The 23,928-nt window shown below is 70.9% G+C and carries 25 protein-coding genes; 2 read left to right on the top strand and 23 right to left on the bottom strand.

The features are described from left to right. Nucleotides 1-63: 63 nt before the first annotated feature. The 22 genes from AC07FN_RS29840 to ftsY form a co-directional block, all read right to left on the bottom strand. Nucleotides 64-387 carry a DUF2469 domain-containing protein gene (locus AC07FN_RS29840; RefSeq protein ID WP_009943624.1) on the bottom strand — a complete coding sequence of 108 codons (324 nt, stop codon included), beginning with the start codon at nt 385-387 and terminating at the stop codon, nt 64-66. 33 nt (nt 388-420) lie between these two features. Further along, nucleotides 421-1,173, bottom strand: a complete 753-nt coding sequence (locus AC07FN_RS29835; RefSeq protein ID WP_478398592.1) for a ribonuclease HII — start codon at nt 1,171-1,173, stop codon at nt 421-423. Nucleotides 1,174-1,180: 7 nt separating this feature from the next. Next, complete coding sequence (lepB, locus tag AC07FN_RS29830; RefSeq protein ID WP_452616558.1) at nt 1,181-2,095, bottom strand: signal peptidase I; 915 nt, start codon at nt 2,093-2,095, stop codon at nt 1,181-1,183. Nucleotides 2,096-2,366: 271 nt separating this feature from the next. Continuing rightward, nucleotides 2,367-2,726, bottom strand: a complete 360-nt coding sequence (gene rplS / locus AC07FN_RS29825; protein WP_132484884.1) for a 50S ribosomal protein L19 — start codon at nt 2,724-2,726, stop codon at nt 2,367-2,369. Nucleotides 2,727-2,918: 192 nt separating this feature from the next. Then, entirely contained in the window at nt 2,919-3,731 is an 813-nt protein-coding gene (gene trmD / locus AC07FN_RS29820; RefSeq protein ID WP_478398591.1) for a tRNA (guanosine(37)-N1)-methyltransferase TrmD, read from the bottom strand. A gap of 72 nt (nt 3,732-3,803) precedes the next feature. After that, nucleotides 3,804-4,343: a ribosome maturation factor RimM gene (gene rimM / locus AC07FN_RS29815; RefSeq protein ID WP_478398590.1), complete on the bottom strand. Its 540-nt coding sequence runs from the start codon at nt 4,341-4,343 to the stop codon at nt 3,804-3,806. An 8-nt stretch (nt 4,344-4,351) separates the two neighbouring features. Then, entirely contained in the window at nt 4,352-4,591 is a 240-nt protein-coding gene (locus AC07FN_RS29810) for an RNA-binding protein (protein ID WP_010305954.1), read from the bottom strand. Then, on the bottom strand, nt 4,588-5,028 hold the full coding sequence (gene rpsP, locus AC07FN_RS29805; RefSeq protein ID WP_132484878.1) for a 30S ribosomal protein S16: 441 nt from the start codon (nt 5,026-5,028) through the stop codon (nt 4,588-4,590). The genes AC07FN_RS29810 and rpsP overlap by 4 nt, the downstream gene beginning before the upstream one ends. A 191-nt stretch (nt 5,029-5,219) precedes the next feature. Continuing rightward, nucleotides 5,220-5,972, bottom strand: coding sequence for a CPBP family intramembrane glutamic endopeptidase (locus AC07FN_RS29800; RefSeq protein ID WP_452616554.1), 753 nt, complete (start codon nt 5,970-5,972; stop codon nt 5,220-5,222). Nucleotides 5,973-6,081: 109 nt separating this feature from the next. Next, complete coding sequence (locus AC07FN_RS29795) at nt 6,082-6,903, bottom strand: CPBP family intramembrane glutamic endopeptidase (RefSeq protein WP_452616553.1); 822 nt, start codon at nt 6,901-6,903, stop codon at nt 6,082-6,084. Nucleotides 6,904-7,019: 116 nt separating this feature from the next. Beyond that, a complete protein-coding gene (locus tag AC07FN_RS29790) occupies nt 7,020-8,096 on the bottom strand; it encodes a metal-dependent hydrolase family protein (RefSeq protein WP_478398589.1) in 1,077 nt (358 codons plus the stop codon). Continuing rightward, nucleotides 8,093-9,637: a signal recognition particle protein gene (gene ffh / locus AC07FN_RS29785; protein WP_478398588.1), complete on the bottom strand. Its 1,545-nt coding sequence runs from the start codon at nt 9,635-9,637 to the stop codon at nt 8,093-8,095. Before ffh ends, AC07FN_RS29790 begins: the two co-directional genes overlap by 4 nt. A gap of 227 nt (nt 9,638-9,864) precedes the next feature. Continuing rightward, nucleotides 9,865-11,607 (bottom strand): DEAD/DEAH box helicase, encoded by a 1,743-nt coding sequence (locus AC07FN_RS29780; protein ID WP_478398587.1) that lies wholly within the window; start codon nt 11,605-11,607, stop codon nt 9,865-9,867. Between the two features lie 305 nt (nt 11,608-11,912). Beyond that, the gene (locus AC07FN_RS29775; RefSeq protein WP_478398586.1) at nt 11,913-12,497 is read right to left on the bottom strand and encodes an AAA family ATPase; all 585 of its coding nucleotides are present in this window, start codon (nt 12,495-12,497) and stop codon (nt 11,913-11,915) included. A 530-nt stretch (nt 12,498-13,027) separates the two neighbouring features. Beyond that, complete coding sequence (locus AC07FN_RS29770) at nt 13,028-13,366, bottom strand: P-II family nitrogen regulator (RefSeq protein ID WP_132484864.1); 339 nt, start codon at nt 13,364-13,366, stop codon at nt 13,028-13,030. Then, on the bottom strand, nt 13,363-14,703 hold the full coding sequence (locus tag AC07FN_RS29765) for an ammonium transporter (protein WP_478398585.1): 1,341 nt from the start codon (nt 14,701-14,703) through the stop codon (nt 13,363-13,365). The genes AC07FN_RS29770 and AC07FN_RS29765 overlap by 4 nt, the downstream gene beginning before the upstream one ends. 121 nt (nt 14,704-14,824) lie before the next feature. Then, entirely contained in the window at nt 14,825-16,045 is a 1,221-nt protein-coding gene (locus AC07FN_RS29760) for a CynX/NimT family MFS transporter (RefSeq protein ID WP_478398584.1), read from the bottom strand. Continuing rightward, nucleotides 16,042-16,731, bottom strand: a complete 690-nt coding sequence (locus AC07FN_RS29755) for a FadR/GntR family transcriptional regulator (protein ID WP_478398583.1) — start codon at nt 16,729-16,731, stop codon at nt 16,042-16,044. Before AC07FN_RS29755 ends, AC07FN_RS29760 begins: the two co-directional genes overlap by 4 nt. A 218-nt stretch (nt 16,732-16,949) precedes the next feature. After that, a complete protein-coding gene (locus tag AC07FN_RS29750) occupies nt 16,950-17,591 on the bottom strand; it encodes a DUF899 family protein (RefSeq protein WP_478398582.1) in 642 nt (213 codons plus the stop codon). Between the two features lie 53 nt (nt 17,592-17,644). Then, on the bottom strand, nt 17,645-17,974 hold the full coding sequence (locus AC07FN_RS29745) for an ArsR/SmtB family transcription factor (protein ID WP_358306723.1): 330 nt from the start codon (nt 17,972-17,974) through the stop codon (nt 17,645-17,647). Between the two features lie 3 nt (nt 17,975-17,977). Beyond that, on the bottom strand, nt 17,978-18,409 hold the full coding sequence (locus tag AC07FN_RS29740; RefSeq protein WP_478398581.1) for an SRPBCC domain-containing protein: 432 nt from the start codon (nt 18,407-18,409) through the stop codon (nt 17,978-17,980). 195 nt (nt 18,410-18,604) lie between these two features. Further along, nucleotides 18,605-20,026: a signal recognition particle-docking protein FtsY gene (ftsY, locus tag AC07FN_RS29735; RefSeq protein WP_478398580.1), complete on the bottom strand. Its 1,422-nt coding sequence runs from the start codon at nt 20,024-20,026 to the stop codon at nt 18,605-18,607. A gap of 114 nt (nt 20,027-20,140) precedes the next feature. Between ftsY and AC07FN_RS29730 the strand changes: the two genes are divergently transcribed. Both AC07FN_RS29730 and AC07FN_RS29725 read left to right on the top strand, forming a co-directional pair. Further along, nucleotides 20,141-21,334, top strand: a complete 1,194-nt coding sequence (locus AC07FN_RS29730) for an anhydro-N-acetylmuramic acid kinase (protein ID WP_478398579.1) — start codon at nt 20,141-20,143, stop codon at nt 21,332-21,334. Next, the gene (locus AC07FN_RS29725; RefSeq protein WP_478398578.1) at nt 21,316-22,824 is read left to right on the top strand and encodes a sodium:solute symporter; all 1,509 of its coding nucleotides are present in this window, start codon (nt 21,316-21,318) and stop codon (nt 22,822-22,824) included. The genes AC07FN_RS29730 and AC07FN_RS29725 overlap by 19 nt, the downstream gene beginning before the upstream one ends. A 334-nt stretch (nt 22,825-23,158) precedes the next feature. On the opposite strand, the gene AC07FN_RS29720 is transcribed toward AC07FN_RS29725, so the two are convergent. Continuing rightward, nucleotides 23,159-23,794: a hypothetical protein gene (locus AC07FN_RS29720; protein ID WP_478398577.1), complete on the bottom strand. Its 636-nt coding sequence runs from the start codon at nt 23,792-23,794 to the stop codon at nt 23,159-23,161. Nucleotides 23,795-23,928: the final 134 nt, after the last annotated feature.

The following is a 23,928-nucleotide window of genomic DNA, read 5'->3' as shown; positions in this document are numbered from 1 at the left end:
TGCGCGCATGAAAAAGCTCGGGCGGCCGGATTTCAGGCCGCCCGAGCTTCCTCGAGACCGGGATCAGGAACCGAACGGGCCGCTCTCCGGCAGCCGCAGGTCCGGTTTGTCCAGCTCCTCCACATTGACGTCCTTGAACGTGATCACCCGCACGTTCTTGACGAACCGCGCCGGGCGGTACATGTCCCACACCCACGCGTCCGACATCGCCACCTCGAAGTAGACCTCCGAGTCGGAGTTTCGCACCTGCACGTCCACCGCGTTGGCCAGGTAGAAGCGCCGTTCCGTCTCCACGACATAGGTGAACTGCCCGACGATGTCGCGGTACTCCTTGTAGAGCTGCAGCTCCATCTCGGTCTCGTACTTCTCGAGATCCTCGGCGCTCATCGCTGTGCGAGCCCTTCTGCATTGCCGTTCGGACTACAACGCCTCATTGTCCACCACATCCCTGTCGGAAGCATCGAACAACCCGGGCTTGCTCGTCACGGTTCGCGGCGAGCGCATCCCGTGCCACTGCGCCGCGGCCACCACGTTCGCATAGGACCACCGGTGCTCGACGCAGGGGCCGAACTGCTTCAGCCGGGCCGAGTGCACCGGCGTGCTGTACCCCTTGTGCTCGTCGAACCCGTAGTCCGGGAACTCGGTGTGCAGCTGCGCGGTCATCATCCGGTCCCGGGTCACCTTCGCCAGCACCGACGCCGCGGCCACGCAGGCCGCGACCAGGTCGCCCTTCACCACGGCCACGCTGGGCGTCGCGAGCCCCGACACCCGGAAGCCGTCGGTCAGCACGTAGCCGGGATGCGGGGTCAGCTGCGCGACCGCCCGCCGCATGCCCTCCAGATTCGCCACGTGGATACCGAGCGCATCGACGTCCTCGGCCGAGATCACGATGGTCGACCAACTCAGGGCACGCTCGGTGATGCGGCCGTACAGGCGCTCCCGGTCGGCCTCCGAGAGCACCTTCGAGTCCGTCAGCCCGTCGAACCGCCGCGCGTCGCCCGGGCGGAGCGCGCACGCCGCCACCACGAGCGGGCCGGCACACGCACCACGCCCGGCCTCGTCCACACCTGCCACCGGCCCGAGACCCCGGCGGTCCAACGCGCTCTGAAGGGCCCAATTACCGCTGCTGCGCCGGATCACCGACCTCGGCGGCCGGAACGCCGCCACCGTCACGTCGACGTCACTCCGACGACCGTCGCTGTTTCACCACACCGACGAGCCTACGACCCAGCCAGAGCGTCGGGAACGCCGCGGCGAAACCGACGCCCAACGGCACCCCGGTCTGCCAGGCGGGCGCGCCCAGCGCGGTGGTCTGCGGGTTCGGCTCCGGGATGCTCTGCCAGCGGGTCGGCGGCAGGACGATCAGCTGAGCCTTGCCGATCACGTTGTCGACCGGCACCGCACCGTTGGTGCCGCCACCGCCCTGCACCCGCGAGTCCGCCGAGTCGTTGCGGTTGTCGCCCATCACCCACAGGTGACCCGGCGGGACCGTCACGGCCTTGAACTCGTCCTGGCCGACCCCGCGGCCGGGCTCCCAGTACAGGTACGGCTCGTTGAGCGGCTTGCCGTCGACCAGCACCCGGTTCTGCGCGTCGCAGCACTCCACGGTCTGACCGCCGACGGCGACCACCCGCTTGACGAAGTCCTTCTCGTCCGGGGCGCCGAAGCCCAGCAGCGAAGCCGCGCCCTGGAAGAAACCGGCTACGGGGTTGGACGGCTCGTCCGCCTCGAACTCGTTCTGCACCCAGGGCTGCGGGCCGCGGAACACCACCACGTCACCCGGCTCCGGATCGCTGAACCGGTAGGTGATCTTGTCCACCAGCACCCGGTCGTTGTTGCAGCCGGTGCACCCGTGCAGGGTCTGCTCCATCGACTGCGACGGGATCACGTACACCCTGGCCAGGAAGGCCTGGATGAGCACCGTCAGCACGAGTGCGGTGACGATCAGGATCGGCAGCTCGCGCCAGAACGAGCCCTTCTTCTTGTCCTTGGGCTTGCGGCGGCGGGAAGCGCCACCCGGCGCGTCCGGGGCACCGCTGGAGTGCTCCGCACCCTGGGGGTCTTCCGCTGATCCGCTGCGCACGACGTCGGCCACCCGGCCAGGCTACTGGAACCGCGGTGGGCGCCGCCGCGCTCCCCCGGCTCCGGTGGCCCGTTCCACCGCCTCGCGGCGCCGCTGTGACGTGCTCTTTTCCGGTACATCCGATTCGCGCCGGCACCGCGGCGGGGCTCAGCACCCCCGGCGATCACTCAAAGGTGGAACATCCGGTTCCCCCGGCCACCGGGCAAAACGAGCGCACCCGGACACGCGAAACGGCCCAGGTGCGTGCACCTGGGCCGTTGTCGTGGTTCCGAATGGCTTTCGATCAGGAAGCCGGCGCGGTCTCGCGCTTCTCCTTGATCTTCGCCTTCTTGCCGCGCAGCTCGCGCAGGTAGTACAGCTTCGCCCGCCGAACGTCACCGCGCGCCGCGACCTCGATCTGCGCGATGTTCGGGGTGTGCACCGGGAACGTCCGCTCCACACCGACACCGAAGGAAATCTTGCGCACGGTGAAGGTCTCCCGGATGCCATCGCCGTGGCGGCGGATGACCACGCCCTGGAAGACCTGGATCCGCTCGCGCGAACCCTCGATGACGCGGACGTGGACCTTCAGCGTGTCGCCAGGCCGGAAGGCCGGAATGTCGGAACGCAACGACTGGGCGTCCAGCGCGTCCAGGGTGTTCATCGGTGGTCCGTCCTCATCCGTGTCGAAGGCACCCGTGTTCTCCAACGTCGATGACCCGACCTACTGGTGGGCACCGCCTGACACGGGGTGAACTTGCATGTGAGCTCGCCGAACTCGTCATTCGGCTGCATCAACCGTTCCAGTGTGCCAGATCCGCATTTCGGCGTCTGAACCGCCCCCGCCGACGCGGGGTCAGCGCTGCGCGTCTCCGGCATCCCGGGACTCGTCGGAATGCTCCGACTCCCGCAGTTTATCGAGTTGCGCTCGGTCGGCCGCGTTCAGGGTCCCCTCCGGCAGCTCGGCCAGCAGATCCGGGCGCCGCAGGTAGGTCTTGGCCAGCGCCTGATCGCGGCGCCAGCGGGCGATCGCGGCGTGGTTGCCGGAGCGCAGCACATCCGGCACCGCGCGCCCGCGCCACACCTCGGGGCGGGTGTAGCAGGGGCCTTCCAGCAGCCCGTCGGAGAACGAGTCCTGCTCGGCCGACAGCGGGTTGCCCAGCACGCCGGGCAGCAGGCGGGCCACCGCCTCGATCATGACCAGCGCGGCGACCTCGCCGCCCACCAGCACGTAGTCGCCGATGGACACCTCCTCCACCGGCATCCGGGTGGCGGCGTCGTCGATCACCCGCTGGTCGATTCCCTCGTAGCGGCCGCAGGCGAACACCAGCCACGGCTCGGCGGACCAGCGGATCGCGGTGCGCTGGTCGAACGGCCGCCCGGCCGGGGTCGGCACGATCAGCCGGGGCACCGGGGCGGTGGAGTCGGCGGAGCCCTCAGCAGCACCGCAAACGCCGTCCAGCGCCTCGCCCCAGACGTCCGGCTTCATCACCATGCCGGGGCCGCCGCCGTAGGGGCTGTCGTCGACCGCCCGGTGCACGTCGTGCGTCCAGTCCCGCAGGTCGTGCACGCCGACCGCGATCCGCTCGCGCTCGATGGCCTTGCCGAGCAGCGCTTCCCGCAGCGGGGCCAGGTAGTCGGGGAAGATCGTGATGACGTCGATGCGCATGTGGCCCTCGGAAAAGGAAAACCCCCGCTCCGGCGGCGGGGGCGGTTTGATCTTGCTGTTGCCGGTCCGGCGTCACTCGGCTTCGAGCAGGCCCTCCGGCGGATCCACGACGACGCGACCGGCGGCGAGATCGACCTCGGGGACGATCTCGGCGACGAACGGCACCAGGACCTCGCGGCCGTCGGCGGTGCGCACGGACAGCAGCTCACCGGCCGGCGTGTGCAGGACTTCCCGCACCTCGCCCACCTCTTCGCCGGAGACCCGCTCGACCCGCAGGCCGATCAGCTCGTGGTCGTGGAACTCGTCCGGGTCGTCGATCGGTTCGAGGACGTCGGAGCTGACGGTCAGCAGCACGCCGCGCAGGTCCTCGGCGGCCTCCCGGCCCTCGACGCCCTCCGCGCGCACGAGCAGCCGCCCGGCGTGCTGCCGGGCGGCTGTCACCGTAAGGTTCTGCGCGCGGACCACCCCGCGACGCTGCATCCCGAGCACCGAGCCGGGAGCGAAGCGCAGCTCCGGGCTGTCGGTGAGCACCTCGACGACAAGCTCTCCCCGCACGCCGTGCGGCCGGACGATGCGGCCGACGGCCAGGGTTTGCAGCTCGGGCTCGCTCATGTTCGTGCTCAGCGGTCGGTGTCGACCACGTCGACCCGGATGCCGCGGCCGCCGATGCCGGACATCACGGTCCGCAGCGCGGTCGCGGTGCGACCACCGCGACCGATGACCTTGCCCAGGTCGTCCGGGTTCACGTGCACCTCGAGGGTGCGACCGCGTCGGGTCGTGAGCAGCTGGACGCGGACATCGTCGGGGTTGTCGACGATGCCGCGCACCAGGTGTTCAAGCGCGTCCGCGAGGACCGTCACGCCTGACCTTCCTCGGACTTCTGCTCTTCGGCCTTGTCCTCGGCCTTCTTCGCACCCTTCTTCTTCGGGGTGGTGGCCTCGGTGGTGGGCTCCTCGCCGGCGGCGGCCAGCGCGGCCTCGAACAGCTCCTGCTTGCTCGGCTTCGGCTCGGCGACCTTCAGCCGACCCTCGGCGCCCGGCAGGCCCTTGAACTTCTGCCAGTCGCCGGTGATCTCCAGGATGTTCTGCACCGGCTCGGTCGGCTGCGCGCCGACACCCAGCCAGTACTGCACCCGCTCCGAGTTGACGATGATGCCGCTCGGGTTCTGCTTCGGGTGGTACTGCCCGATCGTCTCGATGGCCCGGCCGTTGCGGCGGGTGCGGGCGTCGGCGACGACGATGCGGTAGTGCGGCTCGCGGATCTTGCCGATCCGCGCGAGCTTGATCTTCACAGCCACGGGTGCTGGTGCTCCTCAGACTCTCGTTGGTGCTCCGGTTGAGCATGCCAAGCCGCGTGGGGCAGCGGAGTGGAATGCTCTTAGTCAAAAGCGGCCACAAGCGGTGAGAGGGACCCCTCGCGGCGAACAGCATCCCATTGTGCCAGATACCGCCGCCGCCATGACTCCGGACCCGTCCGGCGGCCGTCGCGCTAGGCCGGGAGCAGACCCAGCGAGAGCAGCAGGAGGCCGAGCGCGGGCAGGAAGTTGTTCACCTGGTGCGCGACGACGCTCGCCGTCAGCCTCCCGGTGACCATCCTGGCGACGCCGATCGGGATCGCGATGACCAGCAGCAACGCGGTGCGCTCCGGCTCCAGGTGGCCGATGGCGAAGACGGCCGTGCTGAGCACGAACACGTTCAGCTGGCTCCACCGCAGCCGTTCCATCGCGCCCCAGAGCAGCCCGCGGTAGAGCAGCTCCTCGCACAGCGGTGCGACCAGCCAGACGTGCAGGAAGATCACCACCGCCAGCGCCGGGGGCAGCTGCACCCCGTCGAGCAGGCTGCTCACCGTGGACTGCGCGTCCGGCCCCATCCACTGCGCCCACAGCATCGTGGCGATGGTCGTCGTGACCAGGCCGATGCCGCCGATGGCCAGCCCGGTTGTGACGTCCGACCAGCGCCATTCGAGGCCGAAGTCCAGTCGCGGGCCGTTGCCGCGCACGACGGTGATCAGGACCGCCACCGCCCCGGCGAGCACGGTCGGCAGCACCAGCATCAGGACCAGCGCCATGCCGTCCGGGCTGCCCAGCGCGGCCGCGAGCGTCACCGAGACCAGCACGAAGATCGCCTGCGCGAAGAAGAACGCGCCGAGCCCCCAGCGGTGGGTCCGGGTCGGTGCGGCCTCCGGCCCGGCGGGCTCGAGCGGCGCGTTCGCGGCGGGATCCGACTGGTTCGGGGTGTTCATGGGCGCCTCCGTGGTGCCGGTCGGCGGCCATTTTCCTGGCCGTGTCGGCGTGCGGACGCCGGCGAAGCCGCCAGGTTACCCCCGGCGGCACGGCGAACGGCAGCGATATTCATCCGGCGATGGCGAACAGCAGCAGTGCGGGCAGGAAGTTGTTCGTCGCGTGCGCGATCATGCTCGCAGCCACCCGGCCGGTGATCATCCGCGCCGCGCCGATCGCGAGGCCGCCGAAGAACAACACCGGCGTGCGCCACACCTCCTGGTGAATCAGGGCGAAGATCAAGGCGGTTAGCACCAGGATCGCGTACCGCGGGATGCGGTAGTGCTCCAGAGCGCCCCAGAGCGCGCCGCGCATCAGCAGTTCCTCGGTCAGCGGCGCGCCGAGGAAGGCGAACAGCGCGAACAGGAACAGCCAGACGGTCCGCTCGCCCTGCATCAGCCGCGCCAGGTCGGTTTCCGGGGGCGGGCCGGAGATGGCGATGATCACCAGCGTCAGCGCCCAGGAGCCGAACAGCGCGATGCCCCCGCAGGCCAGGCCCACCTTGAAGTCGCGGCGCTTCGGCAGGATGCCGAAATCCGAGCGCAGTCCCCTGCCGCGCCACCAGGAGAACACCGCGGGCACCAGGCCGAGCAGGATGTTCGGGGCGAAGGCCAGCAACAGCAGCGGGCCGGTGTTGGGCGGCGTCGTCGGATCGAACCCGCCGGCCCGGGACGGCCTGGCGGCGTTGAGGATCAGCACGGTCAGGTAGTAGCCGCCGTAGCCGATGAAGAACGCCGCGAACCCCCACGCCAGCGAGCCGCGGCGCGCCGCCTCCAGCTGCGCCTCCCAGAAGCGGGGGTGCAGGTCGGCGTCGGTGGTGTCCTCCACCGGGCGCATCGGTTCCCCGGGGTGCTTCGGGAACTCCCGCGGCTCCCGCTCGGGCTGTTCCCCCACGCTGCGCTCCCCTCTGCCGGGCTCACCCTAAGCATCCACCAGGAGCCCACGTCGTCTCCGGCGCCACCACCTGCGGCTTCGCCGAGGAAGATCACATCGGGGAGCGCGGTCGGGAATCAGCCGCCGACGACGTTGCCGCACAGCACGATCCGCGCCGGGTGGTCCAGGACCGACAGGTCCTTGCGCGGGTCCGCGTCGTAGCAGACCAGGTCGGCCGCGGCACCGTGCTGCAGCCCGGACCAGCCCAGCCACTCGCGCGCGGCCCACGACGCCGCACCGAGCGCCTGCTCGGTGGACATCCCGACCCGGTGCAGCGCGCGCACCTCGTCGGCCAGCAGGCCGTGCGCGATGCCGCCGCCGGCGTCGGTTCCCGCGTACACCGGGAGGCCCGCCTCGATCGCCTTCGCGACCGTCCGGTCGGCCCGCTCGTAGAGGTCGGTCATGTGCGCCGCGTAGGCCGGGTACTTGGTCGCGGCCGACGCGAACGACGGGAAGTTCTCGATGTTGATCAGCGTCGGGACGAGCGCCGTGCCGTTGCGGGCCATCAGCTCGATCGTGTCGTCGGTGAGCCCGGTGCCGTGCTCGATGCAGTCGATCCCGGCGTTGATCAGGCCGGGCAGCGCGTCCTCGCCGAACACGTGCGCGGTGACCCGCGCGCCCAGCCGGTGCGCCGTAGAGATCGCCTCGGCCAGCACCTCGTCGCTCCACAGCGGCGCGAGGTCGCCCACCGACCGGTCGATCCAGTCGCCGACGAGCTTGATCCACCCGTCGCCGTACGCGACCTGCTCGGCGACCGCCGCGGGCAGCTGCTCCTCGTGCTCCAGCTGATCGGCCAGGTACGGGATGTAGCGCTTGGGGCGGGCCAGGTGCTTCCCGGCCCGGATGATCCTGGGCAGGTCCTCGCGTTCCTGCAGCGGCCGGGTGTCGAGCGGCGCGCCGCAGTCGCGGATCAGCAGCGTTCCGGCGTCGCGGTCGGCCTCCGCCTGCGCCACGGCCTCGTCGAGCTCCACCGGCCCTTGGGGGCCGATGCCGACGTGGCAGTGCGCGTCGACCATGCCGGGCAGCACGAAGCCGCCGTCGAACACGGTCTCGGCGCCGGGCACCGGGTCCAGGCTGATCCGGCCGTCCTGCACCCACAGCTCCCGCTGCGCGCCGTCGGGGAGCACGACGGCGCGCAGGTGCAGGGAGGTCACTTCTTCTTGCCGAAGTTCAGCTTCGACGGGTCGAAACCGGCGGGCAGGTCGTTCATGCCGCCCTCCAGCTTGGACAGGTCCGGGGCCGCGCCCGGCATGCCCATGCCGCCCGGCGGGAGGCCGGGGAAACCACCGGGCAGGCCGCGCATGCCCTTGGGCTGAGTCGGGCCGCGCCCCTTCTTGCCCTTCTTCCCCTTCTTGCCCTTGCGGTTCTTGCTGCCCCCGCCACCGCCGAAGCCGAAGCCGCCCGCCATCTGCTGCATCATTTTGCGGGCTTCGAAGAACCGGTTGACCAGGTCGTTGATCTCGCTGATGGCCACGCCGGAACCGCGCGCGATGCGCTGGCGGCGGGACGCGTTGATGATCTTCGGATCGGCCCGCTCGGCGGGCGTCATGCCGCGGATGATCGCCTGGATGCGGTCCAGGCTCTTCTCGTCGAAGTTGGCCAGCTGCTCCTTCATCTGGCCCGCGCCCGGCAGCATGCCCAGCAGGTTCTGCAGCGGGCCCATCCGGCGGACCGCCTGCATCTGCTCCAGGAAGTCCTCCAGGGTCAGCTGGCCGGTGCCGAGCTTCGCCGCGGCCTGCTCGGCCTGCTCCTGGTCGAAGGCCTGCTCGGCCTGCTCGATGAGGGTGAGCAGGTCGCCCATGCCCAGGATCCGGTTGGCCATCCGGTCCGGGTGGAAGACGTCGAAGTCCTCCAGCTTCTCGCCGCTGGAGGCGAACATGATCGGCTGGCCGGTGACCTCGCGGACCGACAGCGCGGCACCACCGCGGGCGTCGCCGTCGAGCTTGGTCAGCACCACGCCGGAGAACCCGACGCCGTCGCGGAAGGCCTGCGCGGTGTTCACCGCGTCCTGACCGATCATCGCGTCCAGCACGAACAGGGTCTCGTCCGGGGTGATCGCGTCCCGGATGTCGGAGGCCTGCTTCATCATCTCTTCGTCGATGCCCAGCCGGCCGGCGGTGTCGACGATGACGATGTCGTGCTGCGCCCGGCGGGCCTCGTCGATGCTGCGGCGGGACACCTCGACCGGGTCACCGACGCCGTTGCCGGGCTCCGGTGCGTACACCGGCACCCCGGCGCGCTCCCCGACCACCTGCAGCTGGTTCACCGCGTTCGGGCGCTGCAGGTCGCAGGCCACCAGCAGCGGCGTGTGGCCCTGCCCGGCGAGCCACTTGGCGAGCTTGCCCGCCAGCGTCGTCTTACCGGAACCCTGCAGACCGGCCAGCATGATCACGGTCGGCGGCGTCTTCGCGAACTCCAGCCGCCGGGTCTCGCCGCCGAGGACGGTGACGAGCTCCTCGTTGACGATCTTGATGACCTGCTGGGCGGGGTTCAGCGCCTGCGAGACCTCGGCACCCTTGGCGCGCTCCTTGACTCCCTTGATGAAGCTGCGCACCACGGGGAGCGCCACGTCGGCTTCGAGCAGGGCGATGCGGATCTCCCGCGCGGTGGCGTCGATGTCCGCGTCGGACAGCCGCCCCTTGCCGCGCAGGTTCGTCAGGACCGAGGTGAGCCGGTCGGAGAGAGTGTCGAACACGGGTTCACGGGCTCCAGAGTCGAGGGATGTACCTGGGTACCTATGCGAGGGTAACCGGCCGGGTCACCGGCCCGGCGTGGGCTAGGAAGCGCAATTTCATGAGAAATGGCGCGGCCACCGGGTGACCTGCCGCCAGGTGCGGGGACCCAGCGTGATCGAGGGCCGCGAACCCGGCGGCGCCGTCACCCGGTGGGGGCCGGTTTCCCGGGAAACCGGCCCCCTTCCGCTCAGCTGTGCGAGTAGTCCTCGCGGCGCTTGCCGGTCGCGCGGGGCTGCGGCGAACGCTGGCCCTTGCGGTGCGGGCGCGGCTTGTCGCGGTCGCGGTCCCGGGCGCCGTCCCGGCCGGGGCGGCGCGGGCGGCGGTTGATGAACTCGCCGTCGGCGCGGCTGATCCGCAGGCCCCGCCCGGCCACCTGGGTGTTGCGCAGCTTGCTGAGCAGCTCGTCCGGCAGGTCGGCGGGCAGTTCGATCAGGGTGTGCTCGTTGCGGATGTCGATGTGCCCGATGTGCTTGCTGGGCAGGCCGCCCTCGTTGGCCAGCGCCCCGACCAGGGCCCGCGGGGTGACCCGGTTGCGGCGGCCGACCTCGACCCGGTAGGTCTCGGTGTCCGAGTTGCCCGGGTGGAACGACGAGCCGTCGCGGCGGGCCGGCGGCTCGACGGGCTCCGGGTCCAGCAGCAGCGGCCGGTCGCCCTGGGCCATGGCGGCCAGCGCGGCGGCGATCTCCACGGCCGGCACGTCGTGGGTCCGCTCGTACTCCGCCACCAGCTCCTGGAAGACCTCCAGGCCGCCCTTGGCGAGGGTGTCGCTGATGCTCTGCGCGAACTTGGCCAGCCGGCGGTCGTTGACCGCGTCGATGGTGGGCAGCTCCATCTGCTGGATCTGCTGGCGGGTGGCCCGCTCGATCGACCGCAGCAGGTGCCGCTCGCGCGGCGAGACGAACAGGATCGCCTCCCCGCTGCGCCCGGCCCGGCCGGTGCGGCCGACGCGGTGCACGTAGGACTCGGTGTCGTGCGGGATGTCGTAGTTGAGCACGTGCGAGATGCGCTCGACGTCGAGGCCGCGGGCGGCGACGTCGGTGGCCACCAGGATGTCGATCTTGCCGTCCCGGAGGTGGCCGATGGTGCGCTCGCGCTGCGCCTGCGCGATGTCGCCGTTGATCGCCGCCGCGCTGAAGCCGCGTGCCTGCAGCTTCTCGGCGAGCTCCTCGGTCAGCTGCTTGGTGCGGACGAACACGATCATCGCGTCGAACGACTCGACCTCGAGGATCCGGGTCAGCGCGTCCAGCTTGCTCGCCGCGCGCACCGGGACGTGCCGCTGGTTGATGTTGGTCGCGGTGCTGGTCTTGGTCTTGACCGAGATCTCGACCGGCTCGTTGAGGTAGTTCTGGCTGATCTTGCGGATCGCGCCGGGCATGGTCGCGGAGAACAGCGCCACCTGCCGGCTGGCAGGCACGGACTGCAGGATCTTCTCCACGTCCTCGATGAAGCCCATCCGCAGCATCTCGTCGGCCTCGTCGAGCACCAGGTTCTTGAGCCCGGTCAGGTCGAGCGAGCCCTTCTCCAGGTGGTCGATCAACCGGCCGGGGGTGCCGACGACGACGTGCGCGCCACGGCGCAGGCCGGCGAGCTGCGGGCCGTAGCTGGTGCCGCCGTAGATCGGCAGCACGTGGAAGCCGGGGATGTGCGCGGCGTAGCGCTGGAACGCCTCGGAGACCTGGATCGCCAGCTCGCGGGTGGGCGCGAGCACCAGGGCCTGCGGGCCGGTGGCGTCGAGGTCGAGGCGGGACAGGATCGGCAGGGCGAACGCGGCGGTCTTGCCGGTGCCGGTCTGGGCCAGGCCCAGCACGTCGCGACCCTCCAGCAGCAGCGGGATGGTCTTCTCCTGGATCGGCGACGGGGTCTCGTAGCCGATCTCGGTGAGGGTCTGGCGGACGCGCGGGTCGAGGTCAAGTTCGTCGAATGTCGACATGCTGGAAGCGGATCTCCTCGGTGGACTCGGCAGGGGGGCTGATGGTCTGCGGAAACGGCCCTGCAACTACCCGCCCGGGGTCCGGGGTGATCGGCGAGGCGTCGGCTCGTGAGCCCTAGATCGCCGCGGGGCGCCGCTTGCGCATTTCGAACCGCGCGCTCAGCTGGACGCACACCCTGTTGCCAGTCACCCGCAGCTCGATCATTCTCAGCCTGGCGCCGCGGCATCCTGCCGCTGCGCCGAACATCCAGCCTAGCGATCGTCATCGGGGAGCGGGGCGGTGGCCCGGCACAACGGGACGCAAGTCACGCTACGACGTCCAGCCGGAGGCCGTCGGCGACCTGATTCCGGGTGAACAGGTGCACCCGGTGCCAGCCCCGCGGGGTCGCGCCGTCGCGCAGCTGCTGGTGCATCCGGTCGGCCCGGTGCACGTGCCGGAGGAACGATCCGGCCCGGATCAGCCGGCCGCGCGCCCGCTGCCCGGCCAGCGCCTCGCGCGGGTCCACGTGCAGCCACACCAGCACCCGCTGCCGTCCGGTGAGCCAGGCGAAGGTGAGCAGCAACGCGCGGGTGGTGGCGCGGGTCGCGGGCTCGTGCGCGACGACCGGCCCGGACGTGCGCGCGCACCGCCAGGCGATGCGGCTGCGGTGCACCAGGTGCACCAGCGGGCGGTAGTAGCGGTAGGGCAGGCGGCTCGGCAGAACCTTGCGCAGGACGGCGCGGACCTGGTCGGAGTCCAGCGTCGAGATGTCCGCGCCACCGCGGAGCTTTCCGAGCACCGTGCTCTTGCCCGCGCCCGGCAGGCCGGCCAGGACGACGAGCGAACGCCGCCCGATGCGCACCGTCGGCGGCGGGCTGGTGGCCGAGGGGAGTACGTCCGATATGTCCACGACGGCGTCCAGGTTACGCGCGATCGATCTTGGCGGACGGGCCGAGTGCGCAACGCCACCGAACACAAAAGCGGAAGGCGGCTCGCTCCCCCCGAACGAACCGCCTTCCCCACCATCCCCCTGGGGCGCCACGAGATACCGCACCCGATCCGCGTGGGCGACCGTGTCCCCCCGGCCACCCACGCGGCTCCCCCGTCGCGAACGCGAAGCCCGGTGTTTCCCGCCCGACCCCCAGTACGGGCGGGGCCCCCTCCGGTTCCCCCTTGTCACCGCGTCGCACTTAGGAGTCTGCCGTCCGAGCGGGCCCGGCGAGACCGTGAAGCCCCCTGAGTACGGCTGCGTAGTGTTACGCACTCGCCACGAGCAGTCCGGCGAAATCCACTCAGGCACACCGGTCGCACGCGGGGACTCGTGAGCGTTCTGGATCGCCATGGCACTCCAAAACGCTCACGAGCCAGGAGCCGCGGAACGCGGAGGGCGCCGCCGATCGTTCGATCGGCGGCGCCCTCCGGCTCGGTCGGGCAACGGGGTCAGATCGCCTCCACCCCGGTCTCCCCGGTGCGCACCCGGACCACGGTTTCCACCGAGGTGACCCAGACCTTGCCGTCGCCGACCCGGCCGGTGCGCGCGGCGGTCACGATCCCGTCCACGGCCTTGTCCACATCGGAGTCGTCGACGAGGACCTCGACGCGCAGCTTCTCGATGAAGTCCACGGCGTACTCGGCGCCCCGGTAGACCTCCGTGTGGCCCTTCTGGCGCCCGTAGCCCTGCGCCTCGCTGACGGTCATGCCCAGCACCCCGAGCCGACCGAGCGCCTCCTTCAGATCGTCCAACTTGGACGGTTGGACGATCGCGGTCACCAACTTCATGCGCGGCTGCCCTCCAGCTTGCGTTCGACCTCGTCGGCAGGCGCCGCGGACCGGCGTCGCGCGGAGCGGTCGTCGCCGAAGTGGTAAGCGGTCTCGGCGTGCTCGGTCTCGTCGATGCCCACGGCCTCGTCCTCGGCGCTCAGCCGGAACCCTACGACCGCCTTGACCAGCAGCGCCAGCACCAGGCTGAGCACGAAGGAGTAGGCGAGCACCGCGAGCGCGCCGACCGCCTGCCGCCACAACTGGTCGAGCCCGCCGCCGTAGAACAGGCCGTCCACCCCGGCCGGGGCGGCCGACGAGGCGAACAGGCCGATCAGCAGCGTGCCCAGCAGGCCGCCGACCAGGTGCACGCCGACGACGTCCAGCGAGTCGTCGTAGCCGAACCGGTACTTCAGGCTCACCGCGAGCGCGCACACCGCGCCGGTGATCGCGCCGACCGCGATCGCGCCCAGCGGCGTCACCGAGGAGCAGGCCGGGGTGATCGCCACGAGGCCCGCGACGATGCCGGACGCGGCGCCGAGCGTGGTCGCGTGGCCGTCGCGGATGCGCTCGACCAGCAGCCAGCCGAGCATCGCGGCGCTGGTCGCCACCAGGGTGTTCACCAGCGCGACCGCGGCGGTGGTGTTGGCCGCCAGTGCCGAACCGGCGTTGAACCCGAACCAGCCGAACCACAGCAGGCCCGCGCCGAGCACCACGAACGGCAGGTTGTGCGGCTTGCCCGGGTCCTTCGGCCAGCCCCTGCGCTTGCCGAGCACCAGCACCAGGGCCAGCGCGGCGGCGCCCGCGTTGATGTGCACCGCGGTGCCGCCGGCGAAGTCGATCGCGGCCAGCCGGTTGGCGATCCAGCCGCCGACGGCGATCACGTTGCCCGCGTCGTCCTCGGTGTCGAAGGCGAACACCCAGTGCGCGACCGGGAAGTACACCACCACGGCCCACAACCCGGCGAACAGCAGCCACGGGCCGAAGCGGGCCCGGTCGGCGATCGCGCCGGAGATCAGCGCCACGGTGATGATCGCGAACATCGCCTGGAAGCCGGCGAACGCCAGCGTCGGGATGCTGCCGGAGACCTGGTCCCCGGCCAGCAGCGAGCTCAGCCCGAAGAACTCGGCCGGGTTGCCGAGCAGGCCGACCCCGCCGATGTCGGAGCCGAACGCGGTGGAGTAGCCGATGAGCACCCACAGCACGCCCACCACGCCGATGCTGCCGAGGCTCATCATCAACATGTTGAGCACGCCGCGGGAGCGCACCATGCCGCCGTAGAAGAACGCCAGACCCGGGGTCATGAGCAGGACCAACGCCGCGCTCACGAGCACCCATGCGGTGTCGCCTGAATTCACATTGCCTCCCGATGCGACCGAGTTGGCCCGCATCCTGAGGAATGCCTGTTTCCGGCGGCCCGTTCCGCTGTTACGCGGCCGTGAAATCCGGCTCACCGACGGTTACAGCGGTGTTGTGAGGTCACCGCCGCGTTTCGCCGTCGATCACCGAAGGCACCTGGACGGGCCGCCCGGCCAGCAGGCCCGTGCAGAGCCAGATCGTCGAGCAACCCAGCAGCAGCACCAGCGGCGCGATCCAGCCGCCGGTCACGTCGTGCAGCAGCCCGATCAGCAGCGGACCGGCCGCGGCGATGAGGTACCCGCCGCCCTGCGCCATCCCGGACAGCGCCGTCGTGGTGTCGCTGTCCGGCGAGCGCAGCCCGAACAGCGTCAGCGCCAAGCCGAACGCCGCGCCCTGCGCCAGGCCGAGCACGACCACCGCCGGCCACAGCCCGGCGGCCGGGCCGACGAGGATCCCGGTGAAGCCGAGCATGAGCAGCACCGCCAGCACCACGGCGATCAGGCGCTGGTCGCGCAGCCGGTGGCACAGCACGGGCACGCTCATCGAGCCGACGGCCTGCACCGCGGCCTGGATGCCCAGCGCCAGGCCGGCGAGCCCGGCGCTCATGCCCCGGCTCTGCAGCATCGTCGGCAGCCAGCCGAACGTGACGTAGGCCATCGCCGACTGCACGCCCATGAAGACGGTGACCTGCCAGGCCAGCGGGTTCCGCCACAACCGGCCGCCGCTGGACGGCTGCGGCGGCGTGCCGGAGCTGCGCCGCAGTGCGAAGAGGCTGATCACCAGGGCCAGCAGGACGGGAACCGCGAGGAGCCCGAGCGGGGCGCGCCAGGCGGACGACAGCGCGGCGCCCAGCGGCACGACCACGCTCGCCGCGATCGCGCCGCCCAGCGTCAGGCACATCGTGTAGACCGCCGTGATCACCGGCACCTTGTGCGGGAAGTCCCGCTTGATCAGGCCCGGCAGCGCCACGTTGGCCACCGCGATCCCGGCGCCGACCACGACGGTCCCGGCCAGCAGCGTCCAGATCGACCCCAGCGCACGCAGCGAATTGCCGATCAGCAGCACGATCAGGCAGCCGACCAGCACCTTCTCGTCGCCGAAGCGCTGCCGGAGCTTCGGCGCGACGAACGCGAACACCCCCAGGCACACCACGGGCAGCGTCGTCAGCACGCCGCCGAAGGTGTTCGACACGCCCAGGTCCTGCTGGATCTGCTCCAGCAGCGGCGCGACAGCGGTGAACGGCGGCCGCAGCGCCAGCGCCACCAGCACGACCAGCACCAGGGTGGCGGCCACGGCGGTGCCCACCGGGGACGCCGATGCCTGCTGGACTCGGGTGCTCACTGCGCGTTTCCCCTCTCGTCGAGAACGCCCCCGAGGGACGTCAGGCTCGGCTTGATCACGGCGTGCGCGGCCGCCGCGGCGGCCTCCGGGTCACCGTCGACGATGGCCTCCAGCAGCGCCCGGTGGGTGACCGGCCCGCCTTCGGACAGCGCGGCGTCCGCGCGGAGCGTTTCCAGGCTCTCCTGGAGACGTTCGCTGAGGTAGCGGTACATCTCCGAGAGAACCGGGTTGCGCGCCGCCGCCACGACCGCGACGTGGAAGTCGACGTCGGCGGCGGCGAAGGTCTCGGGCGATTCCACGCGGTCGCGGAGGTCGAGCAGCTCGCGCAGCCGCTGGATGTCGGTGTCGTCGCGACGCATCGCGGCCAACCGGGCGGCCTGCACGTCGTAGGCGAGCTGCACCTCGAAGACGTCCCGGACCCCGGCGAGCCGCAACTGCCGCAGCATCGGCGCCGGATCGGCGGTGGACACGACGAACGTCCCGGCGCCCTGCCGGGATTCCAGCCGGCCGAGGTGCACGAGCGCCCGCACGGCCTCCCGGACGACGGTCCGGCTGACCCCCAGCTCGGCGACCAGCTCCAGCTCGGTCGGAATCCGCTCACCGGGAGCCCAGGCCCCGGCGGAGAGCTGCTCGTTGAGCGCGGCGATGACCTCGTCCACCGAGGACCGGCGCCCCACAACCCGCATGCCAACACCTCCGGGTGAACCATAGGCCAGACATCAGTCGTCAGACAAATTCTCATGATCAAAAGGTCCGGCCGATCGGCCAGATTTGCCGTCATTCTGGCCGATCAACCGGACCGGAAACATCGCCTGGCGCGCCATGGCTGCCCCGTCTGGTGCAGCCGATCCACTCGGGGTGCTCAGCTCCCCCCGCCGAGGTCGTCGGAGCGCCCTGCTCCTAGTTAGTGCTGCGGCCAGCCGGCGGGCGAGTCCTCCCAGGGCTCCTGGCGGCCGTAGACGGTGCGGTCCAGCAGCGCGTAGTTGTTGTCGAGCGCCTCGACGCCGCGGCCGGTGGTCCAGTAGGTCTCGAATACCCGATCGCCCTCGCGCAAGTAGCACACCAGGTAGAACACCCCGACCCGACGACCGGCCAGCAGTGCCTCGGCGCTGTCCCGCACCGAGTACCACGGCATGTCCCAGCCCATGACGTCGCGGTAGCGCACGCTTTGCTCGTACGGGCCGTAACAGAAGGTGGCGTAGGTCACACCGCAGGTGTGCAGGTAGGAGCGCTCGCGGACCTGCCCGTTGTAGAACGTGCAACCCGAGCACTGCTCGGCCGCGGGGTGGTCGTCGTGCCACATGTGGAAGTACGCGATCAGCTGCCGACGGCCCTCGAACGCCTCCAGCAGGCTGACCGCGCCGTCCGGGCCGATCAGCTGGATCGTGGCGTCCACCTCCACCATCGGCAGCCGGCGGCGGGCCGCGGCGATCGCGTCACCTTCGCGGGTGTGGGCCTTCTCCCGTATCCGCAGCTCATCCAGTTCGACCTGCCAGGTGGCACGGTCGACCACCTTCGGTAGCGCCGCGTTCGTCGACTCGTTCATCGTGCCGCCCTCCGTTTTCCGGTTTTCCGTTCCTGCGCTTTCGGGGTGCCGGCTCACTGGTCGAGGTGTTTCTTCAGCGCGTCGAGCGGGCCGTCCCAGTCGCGGGCCAGCGCGGCTAGGAACTGTTGTGCCACGCGCATCGGTTCGGAGCGGAGCCGGTAACGCACTCGCCGTCGCTCACCGGGCTCCGCCGTCACCAGGCCCGCTTCGGCGAGCAGCACCAGGTGCTTGGCGATCGCCTGCCGGGTGATCGGCAGGCGGACGGCCAGGTCCGTGGCGGTGGCCGGGCCACCCGAGGCCAGTTCGGCGAGGATCCCGCGCCGGGTCGGGTCGGCGAGCGCGACGAAGACCTGCTCGGCGATCGCTTCGTTGTCGGGCGGCATGACCTAGGCGGCGTCGAGGTAGCCGACCAGTTCACCCAGCTCGCGCGCCCACCCCTCGGCGTGAGAGTCGTACCCGGTGCGGTAGTTGCCTTCCGGCAGCTGCGCGAAGCCGGTCTCCACCACGGTCAACCGAGTGCCTTGCAGCGTCGGTTCGAGCGTGAATTCCACGTACGTCCGCCGCGGATCGCCCTCGGGCATGCCGTCGACTCGCCAGGTGAAACCGAGAACGCGGGGCTCCTCGACCCGCTCGATGCGAATGTCGGCGACCGGACCCTCCGGCCAGCTCATCCGTGCGGCCCCACCCGGGCGCAGGTCGATGGCGGCGTCGTTGCCGAACCATCCGCTGAGCCCTTCGGGCGTGGTCAGCGCCGCCCATACCTTGCTCGGCGGATGGGCCAGATCCGTGGTCCGTTCGATCCGGTCGGGAAATCCCATGGCGTCCTCCGGCAGAGCCTTATCGCAACTCGTTGGTTGCGACAATATGGCAACCAACCAGTTGCGTCAATGCCTTGATGTCGCTCACGCGAGCAGAACACCTGCCCGGGGAAAGTTCCGGCCGCCGCGGATCGGAAGGCGCGAGAAACGAACAGCCCCCCGCGCCTGGAGCGCGGGGGGCTGTTGTCGGACTTCTCAGCCGAGGAGGGCGTCCACGAAGGCTCCCGGCTCGAAGGGGGCCAGGTCGTCCGGGCCTTCGCCGAGGCCCACCAGCTTCACCGGGACGCCCAGTTCCCGCTGGACCTGGAAGACGATGCCGCCCTTGGCCGTGCCGTCGAGCTTGGTGAGCACGATGCCCGTCACGTCCACCACGTCGGAGAACACCCGCGCCTGCGTCAGGCCGTTCTGGCCCGTCGTCGCGTCCAGCACCAGCAGGACCTCGTCGACCTGGGCCTTCTTCTCCACGACGCGCTTGACCTTGCCCAGCTCGTCCATCAGGCCCGTCTTGGTGTGCAGGCGGCCGGCCGTGTCGACCAGCACCGCGTCCACGGCCGTGTCGCTGCCGCGGCTGACCGCCTCGAACGCCACGCTCGCCGGGTCGGCGCCTTCCTTGCCGCGCACCACCTCGGCGCCCACCCGGCTGCCCCAGGTGGCGAGCTGCTCGACGGCCGCGGCGCGGAAGGTGTCGGCCGCGCCGAGCAGGACCGTCCGGCCGTCCGCGACGAGCACCCGCGCCAGCTTGCCGGTGGTCGTGGTCTTGCCGGTGCCGTTGACGCCGACGACCAGCACCACGGCCGGCTTGCCGCCGTCGGCCGGGTTGCCGTGCGGCAGCGCGCGCACCGCGCGCTCCATGTCCGGGCCGAGGGCGTCCACCAGCACCTCGCGCAACAGCGCGCGCGCCTCGTCCGGCGTGCGGATGCCGCGCGTGGCGATCTCGGTGCGCAGCCGCTCGGTGATCTCCGTGGTTGTCGCCGCGCCCAGGTCGGCCAGCAGGAGGGTGTCCTCGATCTCCTCCCAGGAGTCCTCGTCCAGGTCGCCGGCGCCGAGCAGGCCCAGCAAGCCCTGGCCGAACGTCGACCGGGAGCGGGAGAGCCGGCCGCGCAGCCGCTCCAGCCGACCCGAGGTCGGCTCGATCTCCTCGATCTCCTCCGGCACCGCGGGCGCTGGCTCCGGCACCGGCTCGGCGCGCTCCTGCTCCGGAATCTCGGCCGGCGCTTCGACCGGCGGCTCCTTGACCGGCGGCTCCTCGGTCACCGTGCCGCCGTCCGGCAGGGGCACGTCCACGATGCCGCGCCGCTCGGTGTCGCGGGGCACCGCCGCGTCGTCGCCGACCCCGGGCTGGCCCTCCACCTCGGTGCGCTCGCCCGCCGGATGCTCCGGCGGGGCCGCCGTTGTGGTGCCGCCGCTGGACAGGCTGATCCCGTTGTCGGCGCGATACCCGCCGCCCTTGACGGACTCGGCCTGGCCCGCGGTCTCGTCCCGTTCGCTCAGGCTGATCCGCCGCCGGCGGTTCAGCACGACGCCGGCGACCACGGCGATCGCCAGCACCACCACGACGGCGACGATGATCAGAATCAGGTTCTCGGTGGTCACTCGCCCATCCTCCCACCTGGTCATACCGGCCTCGGAACGCGCCCGGCACACCAAGTGAGCAAATCACCAACAATGAGCGCGAGACGCTTGCATTTACCATGCGCTGTGCAATAGACCACACATGTGGGTTGGTGGCGCGTGATCGGTCTGCTCTCCGGCACGTCGATGGACGGCGTCGACGTCGCCGTGGCCGAGCTGCGGCTGGACGGCGACACCGTGCAGCTCCGGCCGCTGGGCGCCACCGTGCTCCCCTACCCGGACGCGCTGCACGAGAAGCTGCGCGCCGTGCTCCCCCCGGCCGGTTGCAGCGCCGAAGACCTGTGCCGGCTCGACACCTACGTCGGGCAGCAGTTCGCCGCCGCGGCCCGGCTCGGGGTCGAGCTCGCGGGCGGCCGCGCCGACCTCGTGGCATCGCTCGGGCAGACGATCTACCACTGGGTCCAGGGCAGCGGGCGGGCGCGCGGCACCCTGCAGATCGGGCAGCCCGCGTGGATCGCCGAGGCCACCGGCCTGCCGGTGGTGTCCGACCTGCGGGCCCGCGACGTCGCCGCCGGCGGTCAGGGCGCCCCGCTGGCGGGCGTGTTCGACGCGCTGTGGCTGGCCGACGAGCCCGGCACGACCATCGCGCTGAACATCGGCGGCATCGCCAACATCACCGTGGTCGGCGGGCGGCGGGCGCTGGCCTACGACACCGGCCCCGGGAACGCGCTGATCGACCTCGCGGCCGGCCGGATCACCGGCACGCCGCAGGACACCGACGGGAGCATCGCCGCGACCGGCACCGTCCACCCCGAACTGCTCGAAGTGCTGCTCGCCGACGGCTACTACCGGCGGCCGGCGCCGAAATCCACCGGCAAGGAGCACTTCAACGCCGACTACCTGGCCCGGGCGCTGGACAAGCTGCCCGCCCAGGTCGACGACGGCGACCTGCTGGCGACGCTGACCGAGCTCACCGCGCGCACCATCGCCGACGCATGCCGCAACGAGCAGGCCGCGAAGGTCGTTGCGTCCGGCGGCGGGGTGCGCAATCCTGTCCTGCTCGCCGCCCTGCGCCGCCTGCTGGACGCGCCGCTGGTCGTCAGCGACGACCTCGGCATGCCCGCGGACGGCAAGGAGGCGTACCTGACAGCGCTGCTCGGATTCCTCACCTGGCACGGCGTCAGCGGCAACGCGCCGGGCACCACCGGAGCCAACGGGCCCCGCTTGTTGGGCAGCATCACCCCGGGAGCCGGCCCGCTCCGGCTGCCCGAGCCCGCCATCGAGCAGCCGAGGCGGCTGCGAATGCAGCCCGGCCACACCGCACAGGAGGCGCTATGCGATCTCTCGACCTAGTCGTGATCGGGTTGTACCTGATCGCTATGCCGGTGCTCGGGATGCTGCTCAGCGGCCGGCAACGCAGCTCGCAGGACTACTTCGTCGGCAGCCGCCAGCTGCCCTGGTGGGCGGTGTGCTTCTCGGTGGTCGCCACCGAGACGTCCACGCTGACGGTGATCAGCGTGCCGACGGTGGCCTACCTCGGCAGCTTCACCTACCTCCAGCTCGCGATCGGCTACCTGATCGGCCGGATCGTGGTGGCGTTCGTGCTGCTGCCCAAGTACTACGCCGGGAACCTGGTCAGCGCCTACGCGTTCCTGGGGCAGCGGTTCGGTTCCGGCCTGCAGGGCACCGCGTCGGTGACGTTCCTGGTGACCCGGCTGCTGGCCGACGGCCTGCGGCTGTTCGCCACCGCGATCCCGGTGAAGGTGATGCTGGCGGCCTTCGGCGTGACCATGTCGTACTGGCAGATCGTGCTGATCCTGTCGGTCATGACGGTGATCTACACCTACTTCGGCGGCATCAAGGCCGTGGTGTGGGTCGACGCGATCCAGATGGCGGTCTACGTCGGCGGCGCGATCTGCGCCGCGGTGGTGCTGTTCGGCAGGCTGCCCGGGGACTGGATGGCGACCGCGGTCGCCGAGGGCAAGTTCCAGCTCTTCGACTTCGGTTCGTCGATCATCACCGACCAGTACGCGTTCTTCACCGCCGTGATCGGCGGCGCGGTGTTCGCGATGGCCTCGCACGGCGCGGACCAGCTGATGGTGCAGCGGCTCCTCGCCTGCCGGGACCTCCGGGACAGCCAGCGGGCGCTGATCGCCAGCGGCGTCGTGGTGTTCCTGCAGTTCGCGCTGTTCCTGTTCATCGGCACGATGCTGTGGTCGTTCTTCAAGGGCGCCCAACCGGCGGACCTGGGCATGGCCAGCAAGGACGAGTTGTTCCCGCAGTTCATCGTCAACGACCTGCCGCCCGGGCTGTCCGGCCTGCTGATCGCCGGCATCCTGGCCGCGGCGATGAGCACCCTGGCGTCGTCGCTGAACTCGCTGTCCACGTCCACGGTGAGCGATCTCTACCAGCGGATCTCGAAGCGCAAGCTCGACGACGCGACCGTCCTGCGGATGGGCAAGGGCTGGACCCTGGTCTGGGCCGTGGTGTTCGTGGTGTTCGCGTCGATGTTCAGCAGCACCGACAACCCGGTGGTCGAGGTCGGCCTGAGCATCGCCAGCTACACCTACGGCGCGCTGCTGGGCGCTTTCCTGCTGGGGCTGCTGGTGAAGCGGGCCCGCCAGGCGGACGCGGTGATCGCGTTCGTGGCGACGCTCGTGGTGGTGCTGTTCTTCGTGTTCTGGGTGACCTTCCCGGACGGCGAAGGCGGCGAGAAGTCGCTCGCGTTCCCCTGGTACACGCCGCTGGGCGTCGTCGTGACGCTCGTGGTGGGCGGGCTGTTGTCGCTGCGCCACCCGCGGCCGGCTCCCGAAGCCGCCGTCGAGCAGGCCGACAACGCCTGACCGCACGCGGTTCTTGCTGTCGTGACCGCAGTTTCAATTGAGCGTTCTTCATCCTGGTCAACCCGCAGTCGCGGGTCGCAAAGCTGCACGTCGACGGGCTGTCGCATGCGCCGCAGGCGCATAGCCCACCTACGACACCTGCACCGCCGCGGGTTCTCAGAGGCTTCCTGGCGAGGACGGCCCTGACGCCGTGTATTGGACATACATAAGTCAGGGCACCCACAGACCAGGAAGCCTCTGAGGTTCCGCCACCCGCACCGCCACGCAAAACGAGGTTGGAAAAACATCAATTGAAACTGCGGTCACGGCGGGCGATCGGCCGCGGGCGGGCGGCTCAGCTCATGGCGGTCGAGATGACCGACAGCAGGATGATCAGGAAGCACAGCGCGACGCTGCCGGCCATGATCCCGATGGCCAGGCCCATGCCGGGCGCCTTCTGCGGGGTCGGGCCGATGGCGCCGTTCAGGAAGACGATCACCGGCGCCGCGTAGTGGACGTCGACCTGCTGACCGGCGTTGACCGGGATCACCGCGGTCGCGAGGCCGACCTGCCACAGGTAGTTGACGTGGATGCCGATCTGGTACTGGCCGGGCGGCAGGTCGACCGGGGTCTTGCCCCAGGTCAGGATCGGGCCCGGCTGCCCGTTGATGGTGAGCTGGGGCTTGAAGAACATCAGCATGAACGCCAGCCAGAAGTACGAGCAGTCGATCATGATGCGTCCCATGCCGGGCGCGGGCGGCGCCATCGGCTGGCCCTGCGGCGCGGCCGGGGCCGGCGGCTGCGGGTAGCCCTGCTGCGGCATTCCCGGCTGCATCTGCTGCGGCATCGGCTGCTGCGGCATCGGCTGTTGTGGCATCGGCTGTTGTGGCATCGGGCCGGACGGCGGGCCGTAGCCGCCGGGCGGCGCCATCGGCGGGCCCTGCTGCGGGTACGGCTGCTGCCCCGGTGGGGGGCCGTACGGGTTGGTCATGGAAAGCCTCCTGTACCTGGTGGGACCCCGCACTCGGGGTGATGCGGGAACTCCGCGCCCGGTGTCCGGTCGGCGTCTGCCCCCGAGGATCGACGCCGGACCGCGGAAACATCGTCCCGCATACCGTTCCGGAG

This window comes from Saccharopolyspora sp. NPDC045941, assembly GCF_056431445.1.
This window is presented reverse-complemented; position numbering and strand designations above follow the sequence as displayed.

What these genes read in the sequence shown, in the direction of transcription:
- AC07FN_RS29725 (WP_478398578.1), top strand. Translation starts at nt 21,316, where the DNA reads ATGCGATCTCTCGACCTAGTCGTGATCGGGTTGTACCTGATCGCTATG.
- AC07FN_RS29740 (WP_478398581.1), bottom strand. Translation starts at nt 18,409, where the DNA reads ATGGGATTTCCCGACCGGATCGAACGGACCACGGATCTGGCCCATCCG.
- rimM (WP_478398590.1), bottom strand. Translation starts at nt 4,343, where the DNA reads ATGAGCGAGCCCGAGCTGCAAACCCTGGCCGTCGGCCGCATCGTCCGG.
- AC07FN_RS29720 (WP_478398577.1), bottom strand. Translation starts at nt 23,794, where the DNA reads ATGACCAACCCGTACGGCCCCCCACCGGGGCAGCAGCCGTACCCGCAG.
- rplS (WP_132484884.1), bottom strand. Translation starts at nt 2,726, where the DNA reads ATGAACACCCTGGACGCGCTGGACGCCCAGTCGTTGCGTTCCGACATT.
- AC07FN_RS29840 (WP_009943624.1), bottom strand. Translation starts at nt 387, where the DNA reads ATGAGCGCCGAGGATCTCGAGAAGTACGAGACCGAGATGGAGCTGCAG.
- AC07FN_RS29770 (WP_132484864.1), bottom strand. Translation starts at nt 13,366, where the DNA reads ATGAAGTTGGTGACCGCGATCGTCCAACCGTCCAAGTTGGACGATCTG.
- AC07FN_RS29800 (WP_452616554.1), bottom strand. Translation starts at nt 5,972, where the DNA reads ATGAACACCCCGAACCAGTCGGATCCCGCCGCGAACGCGCCGCTCGAG.
- AC07FN_RS29750 (WP_478398582.1), bottom strand. Translation starts at nt 17,591, where the DNA reads ATGAACGAGTCGACGAACGCGGCGCTACCGAAGGTGGTCGACCGTGCC.
- AC07FN_RS29745 (WP_358306723.1), bottom strand. Translation starts at nt 17,974, where the DNA reads ATGCCGCCCGACAACGAAGCGATCGCCGAGCAGGTCTTCGTCGCGCTC.
- AC07FN_RS29755 (WP_478398583.1), bottom strand. Translation starts at nt 16,731, where the DNA reads ATGCGGGTTGTGGGGCGCCGGTCCTCGGTGGACGAGGTCATCGCCGCG.
- AC07FN_RS29780 (WP_478398587.1), bottom strand. Translation starts at nt 11,607, where the DNA reads ATGTCGACATTCGACGAACTTGACCTCGACCCGCGCGTCCGCCAGACC.
- trmD (WP_478398591.1), bottom strand. Translation starts at nt 3,731, where the DNA reads ATGCGCATCGACGTCATCACGATCTTCCCCGACTACCTGGCCCCGCTG.
- ftsY (WP_478398580.1), bottom strand. Translation starts at nt 20,026, where the DNA reads ATGACCAGGTGGGAGGATGGGCGAGTGACCACCGAGAACCTGATTCTG.